At 69.8% G+C, this 26,696-nt stretch carries 17 protein-coding genes; 12 read left to right on the forward strand and 5 right to left on the reverse strand.

The annotated features are described in order from the left end of the window. Positions 1–925: 925 nt before the first annotated feature. Complete coding sequence (locus tag CLV67_RS24860; protein WP_106322386.1) at positions 926–1,528, reverse strand: TetR/AcrR family transcriptional regulator; 603 nt, start codon at positions 1,526–1,528, stop codon at positions 926–928. Positions 1,529–1,683: 155 nt separating this feature from the next. Here CLV67_RS24860 and CLV67_RS24865 point away from each other — a divergent pair, with 155 nt between their 5' ends. Then, on the forward strand, positions 1,684–2,253 hold the full coding sequence (locus CLV67_RS24865) for a hypothetical protein (protein ID WP_239166311.1): 570 nt from the start codon (positions 1,684–1,686) through the stop codon (positions 2,251–2,253). A gap of 5 nt (positions 2,254–2,258) precedes the next feature. After that, complete coding sequence (locus CLV67_RS24870; RefSeq protein WP_239166310.1) at positions 2,259–3,233, forward strand: CPBP family intramembrane glutamic endopeptidase; 975 nt, start codon at positions 2,259–2,261, stop codon at positions 3,231–3,233. A gap of 202 nt (positions 3,234–3,435) precedes the next feature. On the opposite strand, the gene CLV67_RS24875 is transcribed toward CLV67_RS24870, so the two are convergent. Further along, positions 3,436–4,263 carry a hypothetical protein gene (locus CLV67_RS24875; RefSeq protein WP_239166309.1) on the reverse strand — a complete coding sequence of 276 codons (828 nt, stop codon included), beginning with the start codon at positions 4,261–4,263 and terminating at the stop codon, positions 3,436–3,438. 290 nt (positions 4,264–4,553) lie between these two features. Here CLV67_RS24875 and CLV67_RS24880 point away from each other — a divergent pair, with 290 nt between their 5' ends. From CLV67_RS24880 to CLV67_RS24925, 9 genes are all read left to right on the forward strand, one after another. Further along, on the forward strand, positions 4,554–5,846 hold the full coding sequence (locus tag CLV67_RS24880) for an ABC transporter substrate-binding protein (RefSeq protein ID WP_239166308.1): 1,293 nt from the start codon (positions 4,554–4,556) through the stop codon (positions 5,844–5,846). A gap of 62 nt (positions 5,847–5,908) precedes the next feature. Continuing rightward, on the forward strand, positions 5,909–6,835 hold the full coding sequence (locus tag CLV67_RS24885; protein WP_239166307.1) for a carbohydrate ABC transporter permease: 927 nt from the start codon (positions 5,909–5,911) through the stop codon (positions 6,833–6,835). A gap of 3 nt (positions 6,836–6,838) precedes the next feature. Then, on the forward strand, positions 6,839–7,645 hold the full coding sequence (locus tag CLV67_RS24890; RefSeq protein ID WP_106322394.1) for a carbohydrate ABC transporter permease: 807 nt from the start codon (positions 6,839–6,841) through the stop codon (positions 7,643–7,645). A 3-nt stretch (positions 7,646–7,648) separates the two neighbouring features. Next, a complete protein-coding gene (locus CLV67_RS24895) occupies positions 7,649–9,577 on the forward strand; it encodes a glycoside hydrolase family 127 protein (protein WP_106322396.1) in 1,929 nt (642 codons plus the stop codon). A gap of 7 nt (positions 9,578–9,584) precedes the next feature. After that, the gene (locus tag CLV67_RS54310) at positions 9,585–12,110 is read left to right on the forward strand and encodes a beta-L-arabinofuranosidase domain-containing protein (RefSeq protein ID WP_170153977.1); all 2,526 of its coding nucleotides are present in this window, start codon (positions 9,585–9,587) and stop codon (positions 12,108–12,110) included. Positions 12,111–12,205: 95 nt separating this feature from the next. Then, positions 12,206–17,620: an Ig-like domain-containing protein gene (locus CLV67_RS24910; protein WP_106322398.1), complete on the forward strand. Its 5,415-nt coding sequence runs from the start codon at positions 12,206–12,208 to the stop codon at positions 17,618–17,620. A gap of 60 nt (positions 17,621–17,680) precedes the next feature. Continuing rightward, positions 17,681–20,671 carry a family 43 glycosylhydrolase gene (locus CLV67_RS24915; RefSeq protein WP_106322400.1) on the forward strand — a complete coding sequence of 997 codons (2,991 nt, stop codon included), beginning with the start codon at positions 17,681–17,683 and terminating at the stop codon, positions 20,669–20,671. 12 nt (positions 20,672–20,683) lie between these two features. Continuing rightward, the gene (locus CLV67_RS24920; RefSeq protein ID WP_106322402.1) at positions 20,684–21,301 is read left to right on the forward strand and encodes a hypothetical protein; all 618 of its coding nucleotides are present in this window, start codon (positions 20,684–20,686) and stop codon (positions 21,299–21,301) included. 11 nt (positions 21,302–21,312) lie between these two features. Next, entirely contained in the window at positions 21,313–22,260 is a 948-nt protein-coding gene (locus CLV67_RS24925) for a hypothetical protein (RefSeq protein WP_106322404.1), read from the forward strand. Between the two features lie 194 nt (positions 22,261–22,454). Here CLV67_RS24925 and CLV67_RS24930 read toward each other — a convergent pair whose 3' ends face one another. The 3 genes from CLV67_RS24930 to CLV67_RS24940 all read right to left on the reverse strand — a co-directional run bounded on the left by CLV67_RS24930 (position 22,455) and on the right by CLV67_RS24940 (position 26,192). After that, a complete protein-coding gene (locus CLV67_RS24930; protein WP_170153978.1) occupies positions 22,455–24,704 on the reverse strand; it encodes an SGNH/GDSL hydrolase family protein in 2,250 nt (749 codons plus the stop codon). Between the two features lie 167 nt (positions 24,705–24,871). Next, a complete protein-coding gene (locus CLV67_RS24935) occupies positions 24,872–25,747 on the reverse strand; it encodes a bile acid:sodium symporter family protein (protein ID WP_106322408.1) in 876 nt (291 codons plus the stop codon). A 115-nt stretch (positions 25,748–25,862) separates the two neighbouring features. Further along, a complete protein-coding gene (locus tag CLV67_RS24940; RefSeq protein ID WP_146169279.1) occupies positions 25,863–26,192 on the reverse strand; it encodes a hypothetical protein in 330 nt (109 codons plus the stop codon). Positions 26,193–26,228: 36 nt separating this feature from the next. Here CLV67_RS24940 and CLV67_RS24945 point away from each other — a divergent pair, with 36 nt between their 5' ends. Continuing rightward, a complete protein-coding gene (locus CLV67_RS24945; protein ID WP_146169280.1) occupies positions 26,229–26,690 on the forward strand; it encodes a DUF4303 domain-containing protein in 462 nt (153 codons plus the stop codon). Positions 26,691–26,696 lie beyond the last annotated feature (6 nt).

Consider the following 26,696-nt stretch of genomic DNA (forward strand, 5'->3'; position numbering starts at 1 on the left):
GCGGTCTAGAGAGCTTTCGCAGTCGAGGTCCAGCTCGGCAGCCCCATCTCAGCCCTCGAACCCGGCTGCTATGACGTGGCTTGGCTACGGCTGGGGCACAAACCCAGGCTTCGCGTGTGCTCCTGACGTCGTCGGCAACAACGGTGAGGTCCCCCGTTGCGGGTCCGTGGACGCCTGCCGTCGCTATGGCGGCGGCAGGGTCGCGCGTAACTGCTACGTGTGATCCCACTGCCACAACACCGGCCCTGCACGGCGGCGCTCTCCGGAGCGCCGGATCAGGCCGCGCTCTTCGCCAGTACCGGATCAGGCCGCGCTCTTCGCGGCGGCCAAGCGATCCCGTTGCCCTCCCTTGCCGGCCGACTTCCACGGCTGAGCTACGGCTGGCAAGCCGCACCCTGACTGCGAAGGCTCTCTAGTCTAGAGAGCCTTCGCAGTCAGGGTGTGAATCGGCGAACCGGTATCGGGGGCATCGGGTACGGCTCGCGGGCTCCCGGGGACGGTTGTCGGGCTGGGGTGTCGGCGGTGTTCGGCTCGCGGCCGGCTCGGTGATACCGGCCTGGGCTACGGCTCGCGGCCGTTTATCGCTATGTTCCGGTGCTGGATGATCGACTACGGCCGTTTTTCGGGTCGGGCTCCGGGATATGGCTGCTTCCGGCGCGGGGAAGGGTTCGCCGGCCACGGCCGGGCGATCAAGAGGCGTCGGGAAGGGTACGTCGGCCACGGCCGGGCGATCAATGGGCGTGGGGAGGGGTTCGCCGGCCATGGCCGGGCGATCAATGGGCGTGGGGAGGGGTTCGCCGGCCCCGGCCGGGCGATCAAAGGGCGTGGGGAGGGGTTCGCCGGCCATGGCCGGGCGATCAGCAGACGACCCGTCAGCGGGCGTTCCGCCGCCAGCCCTGACCGTCGTTCGCCCGCGCCGACCGCGTCACCTCGGGTTGAGCACGCAGTCGACGGCCATGTAGAGGGTCTCGGTCTCGGACTGGAGGATCGACGCCTCGGCGGGCAGTGCCCGTTCGATCGAGAGTCCGTTGAGGACGGTGGACAGGAACCTGACCCGGCTGGTGTGGTCGCCGCCGGGCAGTGCGCCCTCGCCGGCCAGAACCGTCAGCCAGTATTCGAGGCGGCGCCGGCCGCCCTGCTCCAGGGCGAAGTAGGCCGCCCGCACCCGGTCGGTCGGCTCGGACGCGATGTACGTCTGGTACGCCGTGGTCCACGCCTCACGGGCCTGGTCGCCGACGCCGGCCGGGGCGAGCACCTGCCGGAGACAGGTGACCAGCCGATCGCGGGCGGGCACCGACCGGTCTCTGATCGGGTCGTCCGGGAACATGTGGCCGTAGATCCGGTCGAGCAGGGCGTCCTGCAGCGCGCGCTGATTCGGGAAGTGGAAGCGGAGCGAACCCGTGCTCACTCCGGCCCGTGCCGCGACGGCACGCACGCTCAGTCTCGCCGTCACGTCCTCCGCGAGCATCGCCGCGGCCGCGGCCAGGATCCGTTCCCGTGAGTCGGTGCTCCTGCCGTCCCGTGTCATGCGCCACCTCCTGTCACACCGTACTAGCACGCCGTGCTACCTTTTTTACTAGCACAGTGTGTTAGTAAATCTCGGTGGAGTGGGTGAGGAATGTGATCAAGGACTGGCGACAGCGGCGGGCGGCCAGGCGCGTCACGAGTGGCGACGGTCGGCCGTTGAAGCCTTTTCGCTGGTGGCAGCTGCTCACCCGCGCGCTGTTCCACCTCCCGCTGTCGCCCGGCTATGCCGTCGACCTGCCGTACCGGGCCAACTCGGGCAGCGGCAAGGCGAGAGCGCATCTGTACGTCGGCGGCCGCCACCACGCCGTGTCCAAGCTCCCGGCGGCCTTCCCCGTCGAGGGCGGCACCATCGAGGTGGCGATCAGCGCCTTCGGGGTCAAGCGGTGCCACTACGTCACCACCGCCGGCGCGGAGTGCCAGCTCATCCCCGATCCGCGATCCGCGGAGGGGCGCCGTGCCCGCGTCGACCGTGACCGCCCGGGGCTGAGCCGCTCGATCGGCTACCTCTCCGTGCTGATGCTCCTCATCGGCGTGGGCCTGAACCTGCTGCAGCTCGCCGAGCCGATCTCGGGGATCCCCGCGATCGCCGACAGCGTCGGGCGTTTCACCTCGCCCGTCCACCTGCCGATCTGGCTCAACCTCGCCCTCGCGGTCGGAGCCGCGCTGGGAAGCACCGAGCGGTCGCTGCGCCTGCGGTACAGCCTGCTCGACCAGGCCGGGAAGTGATGACGATGATCAAGACCAGCCGGCTGCTCGCTCCGGGCGAGCCCCGCGTCGACCCGTCGATTCCCGCCGGAGTGGAGTACCACCGGGTGCTCGCGGGCGAGAAACGCCGGATCGGTCGCGGCATCCTGGCGATCGTCCTCCTGGCGGCGGGGCTCGTCGTCTTCCCGACGGTCATCGGCCGGGCGGCGGCGCTGCTCGACGCGCAGATGGGCAGGACCCCGCCGATCGTGGGCGGCACCGACTACACGCCGCTCTCCCACGCCGCATCGATGATCTCCCTCGCCCTGCTCATCCCGTGGAGCATGCTCCTGCAGCGATGGCTCTACGGCGTACCCGGAGCGTCCTTGCACTCCGTGACCTCACGGTTCCGCTTCGACCTGCTCGGCAAATCGCTCCTGATCTTCGGCCCCGGCTGGCTGGTCGTCATCGTCCTGGGAGCTCTCGCGCCCGTCGCTGAGTCGCCGTGGTCGCAGACCGACCTCATCGCCCTCCTTCTGGCCACGGTGCTCCTCACCCCGCTGCAGTCGGCGGGCGAGGAGTACGGCGTTCGCGGCCTGATCTTCCGCGTCATCGGCGGCTGGACCCGCGGCTCGCGGGCCGGGCTGATCGCCGGGGTGCTGGTGTCCAGTGCGCTGTTCACGGCCGCGCACGGCGCGACCGACCCGTACATCATCATCTGGTATTTCGTGCTCTGGACCGGTCTGGCCGTCATCACCTGGCGCACCGGCGGGCTCGAGATCGCGGTGATGCTCCACGCCGTGCTCAACACGTTCACCTTCATCGTGGCCGCCGCCCTGCGGGTCGACCTCGGCAGCGCGACGCAGGACCGCTCAGCCGGGGTCGGCACGCCGTACCAGCTCGTCCCGGCCCTCGCGGTCATCGCCATCACGGCCGTCGTGTGGTGGTCCACCCGGAAGACGGGGCCGCTGCTCGTGCCGCCCGGCCGGGGTGGGGACAGGGGAGACGGCGTTGCTCAGTAGCCGTAGCGGCTGATTGTGGTACCGGCCGTCGATCGCGGTGACGAGGTCGCCATAGGTGATGGTCTCGCCTCGCTGGGCGACATGAATCAGGACACCGCGGCCTCCCTGCTCGAGTTGCCGGCCAGTTGAGCGCAGGCGGAGGTGAGGCCGCCCGGCCGGGGGTGGAGCCCCGGCCGGGACGGGTTGAGGGGGACGGCGCTGGTCAGTAGCCGTAGCGGCTCTTCAGGTGCCGCCACCAGTCGCGGAACATCCAGGCGTCGAACTCGGTGATCGACGCGGAGCTGCCGGCTCGCATGATGAAGTTGCTGACGCCGGAGGGGGTCCAGTCGTAGAAGTCGTCGAGACCCCACGTGTGGCCTATCTCGTGCAGCAGGATCGTCATGTTCGCCGCGTTGATGTTGTTCATGAAGTACTCGCGGCCCATCCGCTGGCCCCAGTCACCGCCGGCGCCGCCGCCGAAGCCGTCGGTCAGCCACAGTGACTGGTCGTAGTGCCGGGCGTAACCTCCGGGGCAGCGGGGATACTGCCCGTTCTGGTTGAAGAAGCGCCCGCACGGTGCCGAGCACTGCGGGGCGTTCTCGCGGATGTCGTTGACGTAGATGTCGACCGACGTGTCGCTCCACTGGAGTTGTGCGCGGTTGCGCACGGCCCAGCCGACGACCTTGACCGGCACGTCGCCGTACGGCCACGCGTTGTGCCCGACGAGCTCGTCCATCCACTTCTTGTGCTGGCGGGCGAGCGCGGCGTGGATCTGGTCGCGCTGGGCGGCGGTCACGTTGGCCGACGAGTCCCAGCGGACGCAGTAGTTGATGTAGCCACGGTTGGCCATGATCTGGTCCCAGCCGTAGTTACGGAAGCCGTACAGGTTCCCGTTGTTGTAGGTCTGCTCCTGGTGCTGCCACACCTGGTTGAGCGGCGTGACCAGGTTGGACGGCGGGCTCCAGGTCGGGGGCGCGGCCGATGCCGCACCGGGAGCCAGGATCACCGCCAGCAGCGCGGCGATGAGTGCCATCAGGCGTCTTGTTCGCACGGTTCCTCCCGTTCGCTCGGTTATCGACAAATGTCGATGACACGAGACGGTGCCTTACGAAAACGTTTTCGGCAAGATGTACGGAGTGTTGCGATCTCGATGCGGAAGGGCGCGTGCGGAGGGGCTGGGACCTTGACAGGGTCAATCCCCGAGTATTACGTTCCTGAAAACCTTTTCGGTCCTAGCAGGACGAACTGAGATCGCACTCTGAGCTGCTTCTTCCCCGGCAGCATTCCCGACCATTACCGAAACTCACCGAAACCGCGTTCGGCGGTTCATGGAGGTGCTTCGTGCGAAGAATTCTGCTGAGCGCCGCGCTGGCGGCGCTGTTGACGGCCTCGCTGACTGCCTGTTCCTCCGAGGACGGCGGCGGCACCGTCGCACCGCCGGCCGGCGCCGGTGTCGAGGGCGTGGACGACGGGACCGAGCTGGCACTGTGGACGCGGGCGCCGCTCGAGCTGCAGGCGAACGCTCTGGTGGACGCGTACAACAAGTCACACAAGAACCAGGTCAAGCTGACCATCGTCCCCAACGACGACTACGTGGCCAAGGTGGGTGCGGCGGCCGGCAGCGGCGACCTCCCGGACCTGTTCGCCGCCGACATCGTCTACGTGCCGAACTGGACGAACGCCGGCCTGTTCCACGACCTGACCGAGAGCATCGGCAAGCTGCCGTACGCCGACAAGATCAACCAGGGGCACGTCCAGGCCGGCACCTACGAGGGCAAGAAGTACGTCCTGCCGTTCGTCCTGGACCTGTCGGTGATCTTCTGGAACAAGACCCTCTACAAGGAGGCGGGCCTCGACCCGGAGAAGGGCCCGAAGACGCTCGACGAGTTCAAGGCGCAGGCCCTGGCCGTGCAGAACCTGAAGAAGAAGGACACGTACGGCACCTACTTCGGCGGCAACTGCGGCGGCTGCAACGTCTTCACCTGGTTCCCGATGGTCTGGGCCGGCGGCGAGGAGGTCATGGACGCCGAGGGCAAGTCGTCGAACCTGGGCGGCCCGGCCGCGCAGAAGGTGTACGGCATGTGGCGTGAGCTGCAGACCGCCGGGGCGATCGCGCCCGGCTCGAAGGACGAGACCGGCGCCACCTGGGTCGCGGCCTTCCAGGAGGGCAAGATCGGCGTGATGCCGTACCCGGCCACCCTGCTGCCGACCGCCTCCAAGAGCGTCGACGTCGGCGTCACCGCGATTCCGGGTGCCGGCGGCGGCGAGTCCACCTTCGTCGGCGGCGACGGCATCGGCATCTCCAAGGACTCCAAGAAGACCCAGCAGGCCTGGAACTTCCTGTCCTGGCTGACCTCGGAGAAGGCGCAGGTCGACGTGCTCGCCGCCGGTGGGAGCACGGTCGCCCGCACCGACCTGGCCGACAACCAGTACGCCGCCAAGGACCCGCGCCTCGTGACGATCAACAAGGCCGCGGCGTCGCCGCAGAGCAAGACCCCGGTCGCGGTCAACTTCCAGCAGGCCTTCAACGCGCCCGGCAGCCCGTGGGTCACCCTGCTGCGCAACCAGGTGTACGGCGATCCCTCGAGTCTCGAGAAGGACAACCAGGCCATCACCCAGGTACTCGGCCAGTGACGCCCGCGGCGGCGCCGGGTCCGCCGGCCCGGCGCCGCCGCACCCTGCGAAGGGAACCACCCGTGCCACCATCGCTCATCACCGCCCCGGAGCGGCCGGCCCAGGCCGTCGAGCCGCCGGCCGGCCGGTCGAACCGTCGGCGCCGCCGCAGCATGTCGCTGACCGGCTGGGCCTACGCCGCACCGACCGCCCTGTTCGTGCTGATCTTCTTCATCGTCCCGATCGCGATCGTGGCGCGGATGTCGGTCTCCGACTGGGGCCTGTTCACCGGCAACCGCGGCCTCAACGCGCCGGAGAACTTCACCGACGTCGTCGACAACCGGCTGTTCTGGCCGGCGGTCGGGTTCACCGTCAAGTACACCGTGGTCACCACGGTCATCCTGATCGGCCTGTCCCTCGGACTGGCGCTGATCGTGCAGGAGTCCAACCGCTGGAACGGCTTCCTGCGCACCTCGTTCCTGGTGCCCAGCGCGCTCGGTCTGGCGTCGGCGTCGTTGCTGTTCTACGCCATCTACTCGCCGCAGAGCAGCCCGCTCGGCTTCCTCGGCGTCTCGTTCCTCGGCACCCCGAACGCGGCTCTGTGGTCCACCGTGGCGCTGATCGTGTGGCGGTTCGCCGGTTTCTACATGCTCCTGCTGCTGGTCGGGCTGCAGGGCATCTCCGGTGACGTCTACGAGGCGGCGCGGCTCGACGGGGCGGGACGCTGGCAGACGTTCCGGTACGTGACGCTGCCGCTGCTACGGCCGTCGCTGGCGCTGTGCACGATCCTGTGCCTCACCGGGTCGATGCTCGCGTTCGACCAGTTCTACCTGCTCACCAAGGGCGGGCCGGACAACAGCACGATCACCGTGGTCCAGCTGATCTACAACATGGCCTTCTTCGGCGGCAACAACCTGGGCCGGGCCGCCGCGCTGTCGATCATCCTGCTGGCGGCGCTGCTCGTGGTGAACGTCCTGCAGTTCCGTGGCCTTCGCGACAGGGAGGGCTGACGCGTGTTCCGTACACCCCAGAGGATCCTGGCCGGAGGCCTCGCGATCCTGTTCCTCTTCCCGCTCGCCTGGGCCAGCGTCGCCTCGGTCAGCCCGCAGCCGGGCTCGGCGCAGATCGACGGCTGGGGCTTCGGCAACTACCGCACGCTCGCCGCCTACCAGGCCGGCATCGGGCAGTACCTGCTCAACTCGACGGCCGTGTCGCTGATGACGGTGGCGCTCACGCTGGCCGTGTCGCTGTTCGGCGGCTACGCGTTCGCGAACTTCAGGTTTCCCGGGCGCAACGTGCTCTTCCTGGTCACCCTGGCCATTCTGATGGTGCCGTACGCGACCCTGCTGATCCCGCTGTACGTGCTGCTCAACCAGCTCGGGCTGCAGGACTCACTGCTCGGCCTGTCGCTGGTGCTCACCATGTTCCAGCTGCCGTTCGCGATCTTCATGATGCGGATCTCGTTCGAGGCCGTGCCCAAGGAACTGGCCGAGTCGGCGCTGGTGGACGGCTGCGGCAGCTTCCGGGCGCTGTTCCACATCCAGCTCCCGGCGGTCAAACCGGGACTGATCACGGTCGGCCTGTTCGCGTTCCTGGCCGCCTGGAACGACTTCATCACCCCGCTCGTGCTGATCAGCGACTCGGCGAAGATGCCGCTCCCGCTGGCCGTGGCGAACATGCGCCAGCAGGTGATGGGGATCGTCGACTACGGCGCCACCGAGGCCGGCGTGGTGGTGCTCGCGCTGCCCTGCATCCTCCTGTTCCTCGCACTCCAGCGGCACTACGTCCGCGGTTTCATGTCCGGCGCACTCAAGGGCTGATCGATGACGATAAATGAAACACTGACCACCGAGGCCGGCTGGATCGCGCGAGGCGGCACCCCGGTGACCCCGCGTACCGGTCGGCTGCGGCCCCTGGGACTGCGCGAGGTGCGGCTCCGGGACGGCTTCTGGCAGCGCCGCCAGCAGACGAACCGCGACAACTCGCTCGCCCACATCGAGCAGTGGCTGGAGAAGGCCGGCTGGCTCGGCAACTTCGACGCCGCCGTGACCGGTGACCTGCCGGCCGCCCGGCGTGGCCGAGAGTTCGCCGACACCGAGGTCTACAAGCTGCTCGAAGCCCTGGCCTGGGAGCACGGCCGCACCGGTGACGAGGAGATCGACCGCTGCTTCCGGTCGATCGCGGCCCGGGTGATCGCCGCGCAGGAACCCGACGGTTACCTGAACACCAACTACGGGCGGCCCGGCCAGGCGCCGCGCTACAGCGACCTGGAGTGGGGCCACGAGCTGTACTCGTTCGGTTATCTCATCCACGCCGGGATCGCCCGGGCCCGTACCGCCGGCGAGGAGGAACTGTTCGCGGCCGCGGTCCGGGCCGCCGACCACGTCTGCGACATGTTCGGCCCCGGCGGCATCGAGGCGTTCTGCGGGCACGCCGAGATCGAGATGGCGCTCGTCGAGCTGTACCGGCTGACCGGCGTGCGCCGTTACCTGGACCAGGCGAAACTGTTCGTCGACCGGCACGGGCACGGCACGCTGGCCGACATCGAGTTCGGCCGCTCCTACTTCCAGGACGACATCCCGGTCCGCGACGCCGACGTGTTCCGCGGCCACGCGGTCCGCGCCGTGTACCTGGCCGCCGGCGCGGTGGACGTGGCGGTCGAGACCGGCGACGCCGACCTGCTCGCGGCGGTCACCAGGCAGTGGCGCAACACGGTCGCCAAACGCACCTACATCACCGGCGGCATGGGCTCGCGCCACCAGGACGAGGCGTTCGGCGACGACTTCGTGCTGCCGCCGGACCGTTCGTACTCCGAGACGTGCGCGGGGGTCGGCTCGGTGCTGCTGGCGTGGCGGCTGCTGCTCGCCCAGGGCGATCTGCGGTACGCCGAACTGATCGAGCGGACCCTGTTCAACGTCATCGCCACCTCGCCGGCCGACGACGGCACCCGCTTCTTCTACACCAACACGCTGCACCAGCGGACCGTCGGCGCCGAACCGCCGTCCGACGTCCAGGTGCCACGGGCAGCCTCCAACCTGCGCGCTCCCTGGTTCGACGTGTCCTGCTGCCCGACCAACCTGGCCCGCACCTTCGCGAGCCTGGCCGCCTACGTCGCCACCAGCGACGACGACGGCGTGCAGATCCATCAGTACACGGCCGCGAGCATCGACACGGTTCTGCCCGACGGGCGCGAGATCGGCCTCGAGATCGACACCGAGTACCCGGCGGACGGCCGGATCGCGATCCGGATCACCCGGGCGCCCGAGACGCCGTGGACGCTGTCGCTGCGGGTGCCGGACTGGGCGGCCGGCGCCACCCTCGACGGTCTCGCGATCAGCCGGGGCCTGGTGCAGCTGCGCCGCCGTTTCACGGCGGGGGAGACGCTGGTGCTGGACCTCCCGGTCCGGCCCCGGTTGATCGCCGGAGACGATCGGATCGATGCGGTACGCGGCGCGGCCGCCGTCCAGCGCGGACCCGTCGTCTACTGCCTGGAGTCGGTGGACGTGCCCGTCGGGGTGCCGTTCGACAGCCTGCACCTGGATCCGGACACCGAGCCCGCCGACCGAGACGGCACGGTCGTCGTCACCTGCCGGACCACCCCGCCCGCCAAGCTCGACTGGCCGTACCGCCCGCTGACCGAGGCGCCCGGTGACGGCGTCCCGCTCGAGGTCGCCCTGCACCCGTACCACCGGTGGGCCCGCCGCGGCCCGTCCACCATGCGCGTCTGGATCCCCCTCACCCCCGAAAGGTGATCCCCGGATGTCCGATAATGCATTGACCCGGCGTGGCCTGCTCCTGGGCACGGCCGCAGCCGGAGCCGCCCTGGCCGTCCCCGGACCGGCGGCGGCCGGCGCGAAGAAGAGGAAGCTCGTGGTCAACGGCCTGCCCGTGCCCCGCTCCTGGCGGGCCGCGCCGTTCTCTCTGAACCGGGTCGACCTGGCCCCGAGCGTCTTCACCGAGAAACGCGACCGGATCCTGGCGTACGCCCGCGCCTACCCGGCCGACCGGATCCTCGCCAACTTCCGGGCGGCAGCAGGACTGGACACCCTCGGCGCGCAGCCGCCGGGCGGATGGGACGACGCGACCGGCAATCTGCGCGGCCACTACAGCGGCCACTTCCTGTCGATGCTGGCCCAGGCGTGGGCCGGCACCGGCGAGGCGGTCTTCAAGGAGAAGGCCGACGCGATCGTCACCGGCCTCCAGCAGTGCCAGGACGCCTGGGCTGAGCAGGTAGGCCTGCCGGGCACCCCGCCGCCGCCCGCGACCTGGGCGGACGGCGGCCTGGAGCTGTCCGGCGACGGGCAGTACGTCGGCCTGCCGGACGCCACGGTCGACGGCCTGACCGCGGCCACCATCCGCATCCGCCTCAAGATCAGCGAGTTGCGTACCTGGTCACGGGCCTTCGACTTCGGTGTCGGCCCGGCCGTCAACATGTTCCTGACCATCCACGACGGCACCGGCCCGCGGTTCGCGATCACCACCTCCGGCAGCGGCGGTGAACAGCGCATCCCGGTGTCTGCCCCGCTGCCGGTCGGCGAGTGGGTGGACCTGGCCGTCACCCTCGACGGGCAGGTCGGGACGCTGTACGTCAACGGCGTCGCGGCCGGCACCAACCCGGCCATGACCCTGACCCCGGCCGCGCTGGGCGCTCCGAAGAACAACTGGATCGGCCGTTCCCAGTACGGCGACGCCGGCCTCAAGGCGGTCGTCGACGAGTTCCACCTGTTCGACCGGGCGCTGACCGCCGCCGAGATCACCACGGCGACCGGCAACCTGGCCTGGTACCGGTTCGACGAGACGACGGGCACGGCGGTCGCCGACTCGTCCGGCCGGAGCTGGGACGCCGCGGTGGTCACCGGTGCCGGCGGCGCGCCCGGCCCGAGCCACGCCGGGTTCCTGGCCGCCTACCCGGAGACCCAGTTCATCCAGCTGGAGCAGTACGTCACCTACCCGGCGATCTGGGCGCCCTACTACACCTGCCACAAGATCATGCGCGGCCTGCTGGACGCGCACACCCTGACCGGCAACGCCACCGCGCTGGACGTGGCCCGCGGCATGGGGGAGTGGGTGCACTCCCGGCTCAGCAAACTGCCGCGTGAGCAGCTCGACCGGATGTGGGCGCTCTACATCGCCGGCGAGTACGGCGGCATGAACGAGGTGATGGCCGACCTGGCCACCCTCACCGGCGACCGCACGTTCCTGGCCACGGCCGCGTACTTCGACAACACGAAACTGCTGGCCGACTGCGCGGCGGACACCGACACCCTCGACGGTAGGCACGCCAACCAGCACATCCCGCAGTTCCTCGGCTACCTGCGCATGTACGAGCAGGGCGCCGCCCGCGACTACCGGGCCGCGGCCGAGAACTTCTACGACATGGTCGTGCCGCACCGCACGTACGTGCACGGCGGCACCGGGCAGGGCGAGGTGTTCCGCAAGCGCGACGTCATCGCCGGCAGCATCGTGACCAGCACGAACGCCGAGACGTGCGCGGCGTACAACATGCTCAAGGTGGCCCGGAACCTGTTCGCGCTCAAGCCGGACGCCCGGTTCTTCGACTACTACGAGCGGACGCTGGTCAACCAGATCCTCGGCTCCAAGCGCGACGCCGACAGCACGACGGACCCGCTGGTCACGTACATGGTCCCGGTCGGTCCGGGGCAGCGGCGCGGCTACGGCAACATCGGCACCTGCTGCGGCGGCACCGGCCTGGAGAACCACACCAAGTACCAGGACGCCGTCTACTTCCGGACGCCGGACGACGACGTCCTCTACGTCAACCTCTACCTGCCGTCGACGCTGCGCTGGACCGAGCGCAAGGTCACCATCGTGCAGTCCGGCGACTTCCCGCGCACCCCGTCGTCGACGCTCACGATCACCGGCCACGCCCGCTTCGAGCTGCGGCTGCGGGTTCCGTCGTGGGCTCGGCAGGACTTCAAGTTCAAGATCAATGGCAAGGCGACTCGAGTACGGGTGAGCGAGAACGGCTACGCCTCCGTCGAGCGATCCTGGCGCACCGGCGACAAGGTCGAGGTCAGCTTCCCGTACCGCCTGCACGTCGAGTCCACCATCGACGACCCCACCCTCCAGGCCCTGGTCTACGGGCCGATCGCCCTGGTCGCCAAGTCGGCGAGCACCACACCCGTCGAGATCGCCGGTGACCCGGCCACCGTCGCCGTGCCGGGCGACCGGCCACTCACGTTCACCGCCGGTGGCGTCACCTTCGAACCGTTCTTCCTCGGTGACACCGCGCCCTACCACGCGTACTTCCGCCGCACCGCATAGCCAACCCCTGAGCGTGTGAAGTCCGGTCGCCATGGGCGGCCGGGCCTCACGCGCAGAATGGACGCCCCTCCATGCGGACATTCCGCCATATCGCCATGTCCTCAGCCGCCCTCCTGCTGCTCACTTCCCTGTCCCCGGTCGCCGCGCAGGCGGCCCCCAACGCGGCCACCCCCTACCCGGTCTTCAAGGGCGACGCCGACCCGGTCCCCGACGACCGGACCGGCTACCACGCCCGCAACCAGCTCCAGGCGATCTTCGACGCGGACGTCGCCGCGGGTGCCGGAAGCAGCCCCGACCAGGACTTCTGGATCGACCGCATGCTGGCCCGCACCGGCAACCAGCCGGGCGGCTCCAACGGCGACGCCAATCAGTACCTGTTCAGTCGTGGCCGCACGGTGTTCATGAAGACCCACCAGCCCGGCGTGCTCGGTTTCGGCGGCGAGGTCGCCTACATCGAGTCGATCGCCGGTGGCCAGGGCGCCTACACGATCACGGCGTCGGTCGGCGGCGCCGAGATCGCGCTCACCGAGGACGCCGCCCAGCGCCGTCAGACGCCCAGTTACTGGCGCGGCGTGTTCACCAACAGCGCCGCCGGGCTGCGCGTGGTGCAGACCAAGTTCATCACCGACGCCAACGTGGCGGTCACGAACCTGGAGCTGGCCAGCACCAACGGGGCCGCCAAGGACGTCGTCCTGAACGCGTCGTCGGCGTTCGCCCGTACCGCCGCCGGGTCTGATCCTGAATTGACCGGGGCCGTGCGGGCCTACAACAAGCTCACCGACCTGTTCCCCCGATTCTCCGGCGACGGGTTCGTCCCGGCCGAGGGCCGGCTGCGGCAGACCGTGAGCGTCCCGGCGACCGGCTCCGCGCGTACGAAGGTGCAGCTCGGCTTCGTGGCGAAGGAGATCCCGGCGTCGGCGGCCGACTACACGCGGATCCGCGGGCTCGCGCCGCAGGCGGCGTTCAGCGAGCACGTCACCGCCTACAACCGGTGGTGGGCGCAGAACGTGCCCTACCTGGACACGCCCGAGAACAACATCGACAAGACGCTGTTCTACCGCTGGTGGCTGATGCGGTACAACTTCCTCGACGCCGACCTGCCGGGCAACGACTACCAGTTCCCCACCTCGATGGAGGGGGTACTCGGCTACAACAACGCCATCGTGCTGACCGTCGGCATGTTCGTCGACGACCTCAAGTACTTCCGCGACCCGTCGTACTCGTACGGGCCGTGGCTGTCGGCCGGTGAGGTCGCCAAGAGCGGCAAGTACGTCGACAACCCCGGTGACCCGGCGAACTGGTCCAACAGTTACACGCAGTACATCTCCGAGGCGGCGTGGCGCTCGTACCAGCTGCACGGCGGGCCGGCCGCGGTCGCGCAGAACCTCGGCGAGTACGCGGAGTACGACGTCAAGGGCCTGCTCGACGCGTACGACACCGACGACAACGGGCTGATCGAGTACAACTGGGGCGCCATGACCGGCAACGACGCCGACGCGGTGTCGTTCGACTGGCGGGCCGGCAACCTGGACCGGGCCGAGAGCGCCTACCTGTACTCCAACGCCAAGGCCGGTGCGGCCGCCTACCGGACGGCCGGGAACACCGCGAAGGCCGCCGAGATGGAGGCGTTCGCCGAGCGGGTCAAGGCAGCCGTCCTGGAGTACCTGTGGGAGCCGGCCACCGACACGCCCGACGAGATGGGGCACCGCGGCAACCTGCTCAAGCACCGGCACGTCGCCACCGGTGACCTGGTGCCGTGGAAGGAGATCAACAACTACTACCCGTACTCGGTGGGGCTGATGCCGAACACCGCCGAGTACCGCGAGGCGCTGCGGCTGTTCGCCGACGACACCCAGTACCCGATCTTCCCGTTCACCACGGCGAACCAGGCCGACAAGGCCGCCGCTGCGGCACAGGGCGACCCGGGCAGCAACAACTTCTCGGTGATCAACTCGACGGTGACGTTCCGGATGCTCGCCTCGGTGCTGCGCAACTACCCGACCGACTACATCGACGCCGAGTGGTACAAGAAGCTGCTCTACTGGAACGCCTGGGCCCACTACCAGGGCAACGGCGACAACCGGTATCCGGACCAGAACGAGTTCTGGGCCGACGGCTCGGCCGCGAACCAGAGCATCGGGTACCGCTCGTGGATCCACCACACGATCCTCGGCGCCACCAACTTCACCGTCATCGAGGACGCGATGGGCCTGCGGCCCCGCTCCGACGCGAAGATCGAACTGGACCCGATCGACATCGGCTGGGACCACTTCACGGCCAACAACGTCCGCTACCGCGACCGCGATCTGACCGTGGTCTGGGACGCGCCCGGCGGTACCGACCACTACGAGGGCGTGCCGGACGGCTACTCGGTCTACCTCGACGGTCAGTTGGCGTTCACCGCGTCGGCGCTGGGCAAGATCGTCTACGACCCGGCCACTGGGGATGTTTCCACAGCTCCCGGCATTGCGGTGTCTTCCTCGACTGCCATCGCTGTCAAAGCGCCTCAGGATGTCGCCTTCGCAGCCGACGCCCGGATCACCGATGTGCTGGCCAAGGCCGGTGTCGACCCGTCCGCGAACGTCGCACAGGGACGTCCGGCCACGGCGTCGTTCTCGGCCACCGGGCGGGGTCCGGCGGGTGCGGTCGACGGCACGACGATCAACGAGCCTTTCTGGGGTACGGCCGGATCGAGCACCGCCTCGGACCAGATCACCGTCGACCTGCAGGGTTCCCGCAAGGTCGACGACGTGCGCGTCTACTTCTACAAGTCGACGACCACGGCGACCGTGCAGGGCTACGCGCCACCGGCACAGTTCCTGGTCGAGTACCACGACGGTTCCGGCTGGAAGGCCGTGCCAAGGCAGAGCCGTCATCCGGCGTACCCGCGCGGCAACCTCAACCAGATCCGGTTCCCGTCGGTGACCGCCACGCAGTTGCGGGTCACGGTGCAGCACGCACCAGGCTTCAAGACCGCGATCAAGGAGATCCAGGCGTACGACACCGGGGTTGCCGCCCCGGCGCCGGTCGACGCTCCGCCGCTGGCCGACGCGTGGCTCGACTCCACCTACAGCCAGGCCGGCTCGGTGCGACTGATCGGCCTGGCCCAGGACGACGGCAACCCGGGCACGCCGATCGCCGCGCAGTGGTCGGTCGTGGACGCCCCGGCCGGAGGCGCGGTCGCCTTCGACCCGGCGAACACCCCCAGCACGGTCGCCAGGTTCACCGCCTCCGGCCGGTACACGCTGCGGCTCACCGTCGGCGCGTCCACCAAGGACGTGGTCGTCGACGCCACGGCGCTGGCCGAGGGCGAGATCAACGTGGCGTCCACGGCCACCGCCTCGGCGAGCTTCACGGCCGGGTGGAACAACGTGAACGCCGTCAACGACGGGAAGCCGCCGCTGTTCACCGGTGGCGCACAGTCCGACCTGTGGGGCACCTGGACCGGCAGTGAGCCGGCCACGCGCTGGTTGCAGTACGACTTCCCGTCCGCGGTCCGCGTCGACCGGGCCTCGATCGACTTCTGGTCGGACAGCACCACCGGCGGCAGCGGCGTGGCCGTGCCCGCCTCGTGGAAGGTCCAGTGGTGGGACGGCACCGCCTGGCAGGACGTGACCGGCGCGAGCGGGTTCAGCCCGGCCGTGCGCGGGCGCACCAACGACGTCGCGTTCGACGCGGTCACCACGACCCGGCTGCGGGCCACGTTCAACGCGCTGCCCAACGCGGCAGGGACCGCGTACTCGGCGGTCGGGGTCTCCGAGTGGCGGGTGTTCGCCGCCGCCGCCTCGTCGATCCAGGGCGTCGACGTGCGTACCCAGGTGGGGGTCGTCCCCTCCCTCCCGGCGACGGTCGAGGTGACCTATGCCGACGGAAGCCGCCTGCCGGTGGCTGTGGCGTGGGGCGCGATCGACCCGGACAAGGTCGCGTCGGTCGGTGACTTCACGGTCTCCGGATTCGTGGCCGGCACCACGCTGACCGCTTCCGCTCACGTCTGGGTCCGCGGCGCCGACCCGGTGCAGATCAACACGATCGACCCGGTCGCCGTCAGCACCGCCGTCGGCGTCGCGCCCAGGCTTCCCGCCGGGGTGACGGTCGGCTACAACGACGGCTCCCGGCAGAGCGGCATCGCCGTCACCTGGGCGCCGGTCGACCCGGCCTCGTACGCGGCCGAAGGCACCTTCGAAGTGACCGGGCAGGTCGCCGGCACCGACAAGACCGCCAAGGCCACCGTCACGGTCGGCGCGGGCGGGCCGAAGGACACCGCCGCGCCGGTCGCGTCGCTGACCGCCGACCCGGCCGACCCGTGGACCAACGTGGCGTCGGTGAAGGTCACCGCGACGGCCACCGACAACCGGGACGACTCGCCGGACATCGAGATCCGGGTCGGGGACGGGTCGTGGGACGATTACGACGGGCCGGCCACGGTCGGCGACCAGGGCAGCACCACCGTCCAGGCGCGGGCCACCGACGAGGCGGGCAACGTCTCCGCCGTCACCCAGCTGGTCGTCGGCATCGACCGGACCGTTCCGTCCGCGACCGCTTCGCTGAACGCGGCGGCCCGTACGGTGTCGATCACCGGCACCGACGCGCTCTCCGGGATCGCCGCCGTGCAGTACCGGCTCACCGTCGGCGGGGTCGTCACCCAGGACTGGACCACCGCTGCCGGGGCGGTGCCGATCGGGTCGGCGGCCACCACGGTCGGATACCGCTCGGTGGACCGGGCCGGCAACACCTCGGCCGCCGGATCGCTCGAGGTCGCGGCCGGTCAGGCGCCGGTCAACGTGGCCCGCACCGGTACGGCGTCCGCGTCGTACACGCCGGGCTGGCTCACCGCCGACAACCTCGCCGACGGGGCGGCGCCGACCGGACCGGTCGGTCCCAACACCGACGTGTGGAACACCTGGCCGCAGGTCGGCGACCAGTGGATCCAGCTCGACTGGGCGTCGCCGGTGGCCGTGGACCGCACCCGGATCTGGTTCACCGACGACGTCGACGAGTCGGGGGCCGGAGTGGCGCCGCCCAGCGCCTGGAAGCTCCAGTACTGGAACGGGACCGCCTGGTCCGACGTCAGCGACGCCACCGCCTACGGCACCTCGGCCACCGGCTGGAACGACGTGACCTTCACCAAGGTCACCACCACCCGGCTGCGGGCGCTGCTCACCAGCAGTGGCACCGAAGAGGGCAAGGGTGCGCCCGGTGTGCAGGAGTGGGAGGTCTACGACGTTCCCGGAGTGACCGAACCCGGTCCGGACGTCGAGGTGCAGGCGCGGGCGCAGTGCACGGCCGGGAAGGCGTACGTGGCGATCACCGCCCGCAACACCGGGGACGTTCCGCTGAACATCCAGCTGATCAGCCCGTACGGCACCCGGACCGTCGTCGGCGTCGCCCCCGGCAAGTCCGCCTACCAGACGTTCAACAGCCGGCTGGCGATCCTCCCGGCGGGTTCCGCCACGGTCAAGGCCGGCGACGCCGCCCTGGACGCCCCCTACGCGGCCATCAGCTGCGGTTGACCCTCGGGCGGCGCCCTTCACCGGGCGTCGCCTCCTCACCCCCACAAAGGAATCGTCACCGTGAGACCGCTGAAGGCAGCGGTCGCCGGGCTGGTCGCGGCCGGGCTGCTGTTGGTAGCGCCCGCCGCCCCTGCCCAGGCGGCCGAGTTCGTCAACACCGTCAATCCGATCCTCGGTGACGGCTCCTACTACTCCGCCGACCCCGCGCCGCTGGTCGCTGACGGGCAGCTCTACATCTATACCGGGCACGACGAGGCCGGACCGGCCGTCAACGACTTCGTCATGAACGAGTGGGGCGCGTTCCGTACCGCTGACGTGGCTTCGGGGGAATGGACCCACTTCCCGTCACTGATGCGACCGGAGACCGTCTTCACCTGGGCGACACCCGGCCGCGCCTATGCCGGGCAGGTCGTGCGCGGGCCTGACGGCCGCTACTACTGGTATGTCCCGGTCAGTGAGCGCGACTCGACGGCCGCCAACAGGTTCGCCATCGGCGTGGCCGTTTCCGGCACCCCGACCGGACCCTGGACCGACCACATCGGTGGGCCGCTCATCTCGCAGCGCACCCCGACCGCGAACACCATCGAGAACATCGACCCGACGGTCCTGGTCGAGGGCCAGCGGGTGCACCTTTACTGGGGAACCTTCGGCCAACTGCGGCGGATCGAGCTGCAGGCCGACATGAGGACACCCGTCGGCACCCAGCAGACCGTCACCGGGCTGACCGGGTTCTTCGAGGCATCCTGGCTGTTCAAGCGGGATGACACCTACTACCTTGCCTACGCCGGCAACAACGCCGGACCGGCCTCGGCGTGCACCCCGGCCAACTACCACGCCTGCATCGCCTACGCGACGTCGACCAGCGCGACCGGGCCGTGGACGTACCGCGGCACGATTCTGACGCCGGTCTCATCGACTACCAGCCATCCGGGGATCGTCGAGTTCGAGGGGCAGTGGTACATCGCTTATCACACCGCGGACGCCGTCGGGGGCGGGCATTTCCGCAGGTCGGTAGCGATCGACAAGGTTTCATGGGACGACACCGTCTCGCCGCCACGGATCAAGCCGGTCGTGCCGACGCCGGCCAGGCAGGCCGACCGGACGCCGCGCGCCAACATCGCGCACGCCGCCAAGGTGACCGTCTCCAACGAACCCGTGCCCGTGCAGTACTGGGTCAAGGCGCTCAACGACGAGATCGTGCGTGCCAACCCGCTGCCGCCGGACATGTGGGGCACCTGGACCGGCAGCAACCCGCCGCAGCAGTGGGTCCAGTACACGTGGGACCAGCCGATGCGGATCTCCGGGTCGCAGATCGAGTTCTGGAACGACCAGCCGCAGAGCACCGGTGTGGGTGTCGCCGCACCCGCCCGCTGGAAGATCCAGTACTGGAACGGCCAGTGGACCGACGTGCCGAATCCGAGCGCTTACCCGACCGGGACACAGGGGTTCCAGAACACGACCTTCGACCCCATCACGACCACGCAGGTACGGGCGGTGTTCGACGCCTCGACCAACGGCAGCACCTATTCGGCGGTCGCCGTCGAGGAGTGGAAGGTTCTGGCGGCGCAGCCCGCCTCGGTCGCGAACCCGCAGGTCACCGTGGAGGTAGGGGAGACCGACCTGCCGGGGACGGTGCCCGTCGACTTCGGTGGGACGACGTTGCGGGTGCCGGTCTACTGGGATCCCGTCACCGAGGCTGACGTGGCACAGCCCGGGACGATCACCGTTGGCGGGAGTGTCCTCGGGTATGCCGGTGGGCGGATCTCGGCGCAGGTCACGGTGATCTCGCCGGGGGACACCGAGGGTGATGTGACCGCGCCGACGCTGACGTTGAGTTCGAGTGGCAGCGCGGGAAGCAACGGCTGGTTCCGCTCTCCGGTGACCGTGCGGGCCACGGCCGTCGATGATCGCGGAGGCCGCCTGACGATCCGGACCCGCGTCGACGAGGGCGCTCCCGTGTCAGCGTCGCCGGTACGCTTCGTCGATGTCGCGGTGACCGGGGACGGGCGGCACACGGTTACCGCCACGGCAACCGACCGTGCCGGGAACGACTCCGGCATATCCGAACTAGAAGTTGATATTGACAGTGTGGTGCCGACTGCTGCCGTGAGCGTCGCCGACCGGAAGGCCACTGCCACCGCCGCTGACGCCACATCCGGCGTTGATCGGATCGAGTACCTGATCGGTGCCGGGCCGTGGACGGTCTACAGCGGTCCGGTCGGCGCTCCTGACGGCGGCAGGCACACGGTCTCGTTCCGGGCCGTCGACAGGGCGGGGAACACCTCGGTGGTCCAGTCGGTGACCATCCCGGCCGACCTGTCCGCGCCGCTCACCGGCAACGTCGGGCCGATCGCGGTGCCGACCGCCTCGTACACGGCCGGATGGAACAGCGTCACCGCCCTCAACGACGACGCCGACCCGGCGTCGCCCGGACAGGCGCAGATCTGGGGCACCTGGTCCGGGACGCGACCGGCCAGTCAGTGGATCCAGTACGACTGGTCCCGCCCGATCCGGCTCACCTCGGCCGAGATCAGGTTCTGGCGGGACAGCGCGGCAGGCACGGGTGACGGTGTGGCCGAGCCGGACGGCTGGAAACTGCAGCACTGGGACGGTACGGCCTGGCAGGACGTCACCGGGGCCTCCGCGTACGGGACGAGCAGCACCGCCGTCAACCGGGTCACCTTCGATCCGGTCGTCACCTCGCGCCTGCGGGCCGTCATCTCCGCCAACGGCAACGGCACCACGTTCTCGGCGGTGGCCGTCACCGAGTGGCGGGCGTTCGCCGATGAGCAGGCCACGGCGCCGGTGACCGTCACGGCCACGCCCCGATGCCTGGCCGGGAAGGCGTACCTGGCCGTCCAGGCCCGCAACTCCGGCACCGCGGCGCTCGACATCGAGCTCGTCACCCCGTACGGCCGAAAGGTCTTCGAAGGTGTCGCCCCTGGAGGCAACGCCTATCAATCCTTCGCCGTCCGGGCCGCGGCCCTGCCCGCCGGATCAGCCTCCGCCAACGCCGTCCCCGCGACCTATTCCGCGCTCACCTGTAATTGATGGAGGAAACATATGAAACCGCTGTCCCGGCTGAGTGTGGCCGCCGCCTGCTCGGTTCTGGCCGCAGCCGTGCCCACGGCCGCGTCCGCTGACCCGGCCGACCCCGCCCGGGTCGAGGTGACCGTCGACATCACCGAGATCAAGGAACCCGGAGTCCTCGCGCTGACCGTCGCCGGCAACGCCGTCACGCTCCAGGAGAACGGCTCCGACCTGCTGATCCGCCAGTTCACCGGCACCCTGCCGACGGTCACCGTCACCGACACCCGCACGCTCGACGAGATCCCGGCCGGCTCCGCATGGGCCGTCCTGGGCAGCACCAGTGACTTCACCGGAACCGCCGGGCAAGCCCCGATCGGCGCCGAACACCTCGGCTGGAAACCGCGCCTGATCAACGGCGGTGACACCGGCCTGGTCAGCGAGGGCGAGGAGGTCGTGACCGTACTCGACGAGCCCACCCAGCCGGGCAACGACGTCGGCCTCGTCGACCAGGAGTTGCTGGTGTCGACGTACGACTCGGCCGAGGTCACCGGCGGGGCGTACACCGTCGACGCCGGCCTGACCCTGCGAACCCCCGCCGACGTTGCGGCCGGTTCCTACCGATCCACCCTCACCCTGTCCCTCTTCGAGTAAGGGCTTCCTGCATGCGCCGTGCCGCCGCCGTTCTCGCCGCCCTCACCGTCGTCGCTCTGCTGCCGGCGGCCCCGGCGGCGGCCGCGCCTGCCTCCGTCACCTGGACCGTCCAACCCGCCACCGCGGCCGGCCCGGATGGGCGCCGCTGGATCGAACGCACCCTCGATCCAGGCCAGCGGGTCACCGAACACCTCGCCGTCCGCAACCTCGGCGACGCCACCGCGGTGTTCACCCTGAAGGCCGCCGACGGGTACCTCACCGACAAGGGCCGCTTCAACATGCTGCCGTCCGACCGGGCCTCGGTCGACGGCGGCACCTGGATCGCCGTGCCACCGACCGTCACGGTCCGGGCCGGTCAGACGGCCGTCGTACCGTTCACCATCGACGTTCCCGCCGAGGTCACACCCGGCGACCACCCGGCCGGGATCGCCGCGTCGATCGCCGGTGCCCAGGGAACCGTGCAGGTCGAGAGCCGGGTCGGGTTCCGCCTACTGCTGCGGGCCTCCGGGACGCTACGGCCCGAACTCACCGCGGGCGACGTCCAGGCAACCTACGAACGATCCTGGAATCCCCTGCGCCCCGGTCGGCTCCGGGTCTCCTACACCGCCACCAACACGGGGAACGTACGGGTCGACGCCCGCGCCCGCGTCGACGGTGTCACCACCGAGCTCGGCGAACTGCTCCCCGGCGGCAGCCGTGCCGCGGAGACCCGGGTCGACGGCGTGTGGGGCCTGGGCCTCGTCCGGACAATCGTCGAGCTGCAACCGACCATCCCCGGCGAGTCGGCCGCCCGCCCGTCCGCGACCGTGACGGTGACCAGCTGGGTCGTACCGTGGCCGCAGCTTCTCGCCCTTCTCGCCGCAGCCCTCCTGCTGGCGGCCTGGCGCCTCCGCCGTCGCCGCCTGGCATCGATGCTGGCCCGGGCCCGCGAGGAGGGCCGCCGTTCCGCCGTGGCCTGACCGCGCCGGGCAGCGAACGAGATCATCGTCTTCGTCACGGCCCCGGTCGCCGAGCAGCATGTCCGTCATGGCGGTGACGGCGCCGACCGCGCAGGACTCCAGGTCCGCCCACAGGACAAATCCATCCGCGACCGGCCGAGCGCGCGGGTACCCGGACGGCTGGGACACCGTCCGGGTACCCGCGGCGACGACTGCTAGCCGACCGTGACGGTCTGACCACCGGCGGGCAGCCCTTCACCGGCCGCATTCACCGAGCACACGGCCACGGTGTACGAGTGACCGCTGACCAGGCCGGACAACCGGACCGAGCGGCCGGTGGTGGACGCCGTCGAAACGATGGCACCCGGCACCGAGTTGTCCAGGTAGTAGACGAGGTACCTGTTCACGGTCTCGCTGTACGGCCCGGTCGCGGCGTCCCAGCGTACGTCTATGTAACCGGCACCGGGCGTCGCGAGGATGTTCGGCGGGCCGGCCGCGGTCTGCTGGTTGACGACCGTCACCGCGCCGATCGGAGACGGCCCGGCGGCCTGCCCGTCGCCGCGGGTGGCCACGACGTAGAACTCGTAACGATGGCCGGGTACCACCCACTTCGCGCTCCACGAGTCGGCCGGAATCTGCAACGGCAGCCGCTGGAACTCTTCGCCGATGGTGGCGTTGCGCTGGTAGAGCCAGTAGCCGCCGGCACCGAACGAGTGCTGCCACTCCATGGCGATGCCCGCGGTGGTGTTCGTGGCCCGCATCCAGCTCGGCGCGGCGGGCACCAGCGGCGGGATGCTCCCGGATGGGGTGCTGTAGGCCGGACCGACCTGGAACTGGCTCGACAGGACGTTGGCGAACGCCTTGGCGATCTTGTGCTCGCCCTGGGGGTTCGGGTGCAGACCGTCATAGGCGTCGGCGTACGGGTCGTAGCCGGTGGCGAAGTCCACCAGCCGCACCGGCGAGACCGACGTGTTCAGCGCCTGCAACGCGGGTCCCAGCTTGGCGTTGTACGTGCTGATCTTGGTATTCAGGTCCGGTTGCACGTCCAGCGGCGTGCGCTGGGGGACGTTGGCGACCAGAATGCGGATGTTGGACTTGCTGGCCCGGGCGTTGGTGACCAGGCTGCGGATGTCGGCGATCAGCCCGTCCGGATTGGAGACGCCCCAGCCCAGGTCGTTGAAGCCGAGTTCGACCAGGAGGTAGGTCGGCTGGTACTGGCCCACCCGGGCCGCGATGTCGTCCTTGGTCTGGTGTGCCTGACGGCCCCACTGCGCGAAGTGGTCGCTGTCGAAGGTGAGCCCGTCCCGGTAGACCCCGTTGAAGTACGGCGGCGCCGACTGCTCCGGGTAGTTGGCCGGCTGGCTTCTCGGCAGTCTTGTGGTGCCGCGGTAGGGACCGACGAAGCTGACGTCGCGACCGGCCGCCTTCAGGTGCTGGGCGAGCCGGTAGCGCCAGGTGTAATCACCCTCGAGACCCTGACTGATCGAGTCACCGACCACCATGATCGAGTCGACGGCCGGCCCGATGCTCGACGGGATCGTCAGCTCGGCCCACATCTGCTTGTGGTCCGAGTGCGGTGACGACACCACCGTGGCGGATTGGACCACCGCCGCCGGCGGCACGAACAGGTAGTCGAACTTGTTGAAGCCGTGGGTGGCCACGCCGCCCCGGCACCAGTTCTCCTCGCCACCGGGTCCCAGGTAGCGGACCTTGATCTCGTTGCCGCAGGGGCTGAACGCCTCCTTGAACGAGCCGTGCGCCTCCTGGCCCGGGATACCTCCGTAGCCACTGTGGTAGAGGTTGCTGGTGGCCTGGGAGAGCGGGTCGTCGTTGAGGTCGCCACCGAGCAGCACGGTGTAGCCGGAGTAGTCGGCCGCCAGCACCCGCTTGACCTCGGCCGCCTCGCGCCGGCGCTGCTCGACGTTCTCACCCGAGGCGACGAGGTGGGCGGTGCAGGCCACCAGCATCCTGGCGACGGACCGCAGGCACAGCATCTCCCGCTTTTCCGCGCCTTCCAGCGCGCGCAGGTCGTGTGCCACGGGCTGCGGGTCGACCAGGACGCCGGTGTTGTAGATGATGGCGTTACCGAACGGCGACTCGTGCTTGCAGTTGGCCACCTGGCCATTGCCACCGCGAATCGGGTCGAATCGCACCGTGTACGTCGCCGGCAGCTGCGCTTCGATCCGCTCCAGCCAGTCCAGACAGCCCTCGTTGATGGTCAGGAACCCGAGCTGTGGCACCCGCCGGTTGATGTCCTGGGCCAGCGCGTCTGCCACCTCATTGCCCTTGACGCCGTGCGTCGGATGGCCACCGGCCATGTTGAAGTGACCGGCGGTCAGGGTCAGTGTGCCCGCTGCCTGGACGGTCGGCTGCTGGCCGGCCGGGGACGCCGCGGGCGGGGACGCCACCGTTGCGGCCGGGAGTGCCGCGTTTGCGGCCGGCGTGCCGACCAGACCTCCCGCCACGCTGAGCAGTATTCCGACGACAAGCGATCTCAGTTTCACGGCTTCCCCCCATGGCGCGGGGGACGGTCGGCACGACACGACGGATGAGCCCCCGCACTCCGCCGTGTCGACGATCATCGTTGTCGATGTCTCGAACCGCGTCAATGGGGTAGTTATTGCCGTTTCGTCTACTCCACGGGGGCGGTTTCCTTGCGTCGGGTCACCAGATATCCGAAGGCGGCGGCGGTGAAGAACATGACGATGCCGTAGACGGCGGCGGGGATCGCCATCTCGGTGTTGTTCAGCAGGGCCGGGCTGACCGCGATGGTGATCGCCAGGGTGCTGTTGTGGATGCCGATCTCCATGCCGGCCGCGATCGACTCGCGCTTGCCGACGCCGGCCAGACGCGGCGCGCCGTAACCGACGGCGAGGCTCACGACGTTGAAGATCAGGACCGCGACACCGACGGCGACGATGTAGTCGACGATGTTGTCGCGTTCCTTGAGCAGCGTGCCGGCGATGACCGCGACCAGCACGACCACCGACAGGATCTTGACGGGCCGGGCCAGGCGGTCGGCGAGCCGCGGGAACCGGGCGCGTAGGGCCATGCCGATCGCGACCGGCACGAGCACGATCGCGAAGACCTGGACGACCTTGTCGAACTGCAGGCCGATGGAGCTGGAATCCGGCAGGAAGTGGGCGGCCGAGAGGTTCACGATGACCGGCAGCGTGAAGACGGCGAGCACCGAGTTCACCGCCGTCAGGGTCACGTTGAGGGCGACGTGGCCGCCGAAGAGGTGGCTGTACAGGTTGGCCGTCGTCCCGCCGGGCGAGGCCGCGAGCAGCATCATGCCGACCGCCAGGGCCGGGGGAAGATCAAGGGCGAGGACGATTCCGAAGCAGAGTACGGGTAGAAGCAGCGCCTGGCACACGAGGGCTATGAGCGCGGGCTTGGGGTAGGCGACGACGCGACGGAAATCGGCCAAGGTCAGTCCGAGACCGAGGCCGAGCATGATGATGCCGAGCGCGATCGGGAGCCCGACAGTCGTCAATGACGAGTCCATGGCGCTGGATTGTGCTCGATCAAAGAGATGCGAGGAATCCTCATTTCAGCCGCTGGCGCGGAGGCGGCGCTGGTGCATGCCGTTGTCCGGGTGCGGCCGACGGTGATCGTGGAGATCAGGCCGCGGTTTTCCGCCGCCTTTTCCGGACCAGCAGGACCAGGCGTACGTAGAGCAGCGCGTTCGCCAGCGCCAGCAGCATGATCACCGGGAGCGTGAGGGCGTCGGCCACCCGGTCGCCGTACCCGCCCGGCTCCAGTTCGGCCCACTCCAGCAACGGGGGCAGCGCATGCGCCCCTCCGATCGCGAGCGGGGCGAGCACCAGCCCGACGATGCCCGCGGGACCGGCTAGGGTCGGTGAGTTCAGCGCGACCAGGACGACGACGACCGTCACGAAGATGTAGGTCTTCAGCAGGAACCGGCCGGACCGTCCCATCTCCCAGATCATGGGCGTCAGTAGAGCAGATCGCGCGGGGGAGTGGGCATGGTGGCTGACGATCGGCTGGCGGAGGCCGTCGCCGAGGGGGCCCGGCGTGCGCTGGCCGCGATCGTCACGGAGCGGCCCGCCGAGCGCCTGGCGGGGTTCGCGTTGTGCACCGACGACGATCTGCGCTCGCTGTCGGCGGCCGGCTGCACGGAGGAATTCCTGGCGGGGCTCGACCCGTCCTGGCTGTTCCAGCCGACCGAGTGGCCCGAGGACGTCCCGGATCACTTCGGCGACGCCCGGCGGATCCTGTCGCAGCAGGCCGACCGCACCCGGACGTTCGAGAGCCTGGTCGCCGCGTTGATGCGGCTGCGCCGGGAGGGTCTGGTCGCCGACGACGTGTTCCTGGTCGTCTGCGGCACCGATCCCGGTGAGCTGCTGACCAGGCTGGAGGAGGTGGCCGTCCGGCAGCTGAATCCGGCCGGGGTCCTCGCGCGCTGGCTGTCCGACGGCGCGGGGTGACCCACG

Origin of the sequence: Actinoplanes italicus, from assembly GCF_003001815.1 — a bacterium.
Classification (GTDB): domain Bacteria; phylum Actinomycetota; class Actinomycetes; order Mycobacteriales; family Micromonosporaceae; genus Actinoplanes; species Actinoplanes italicus.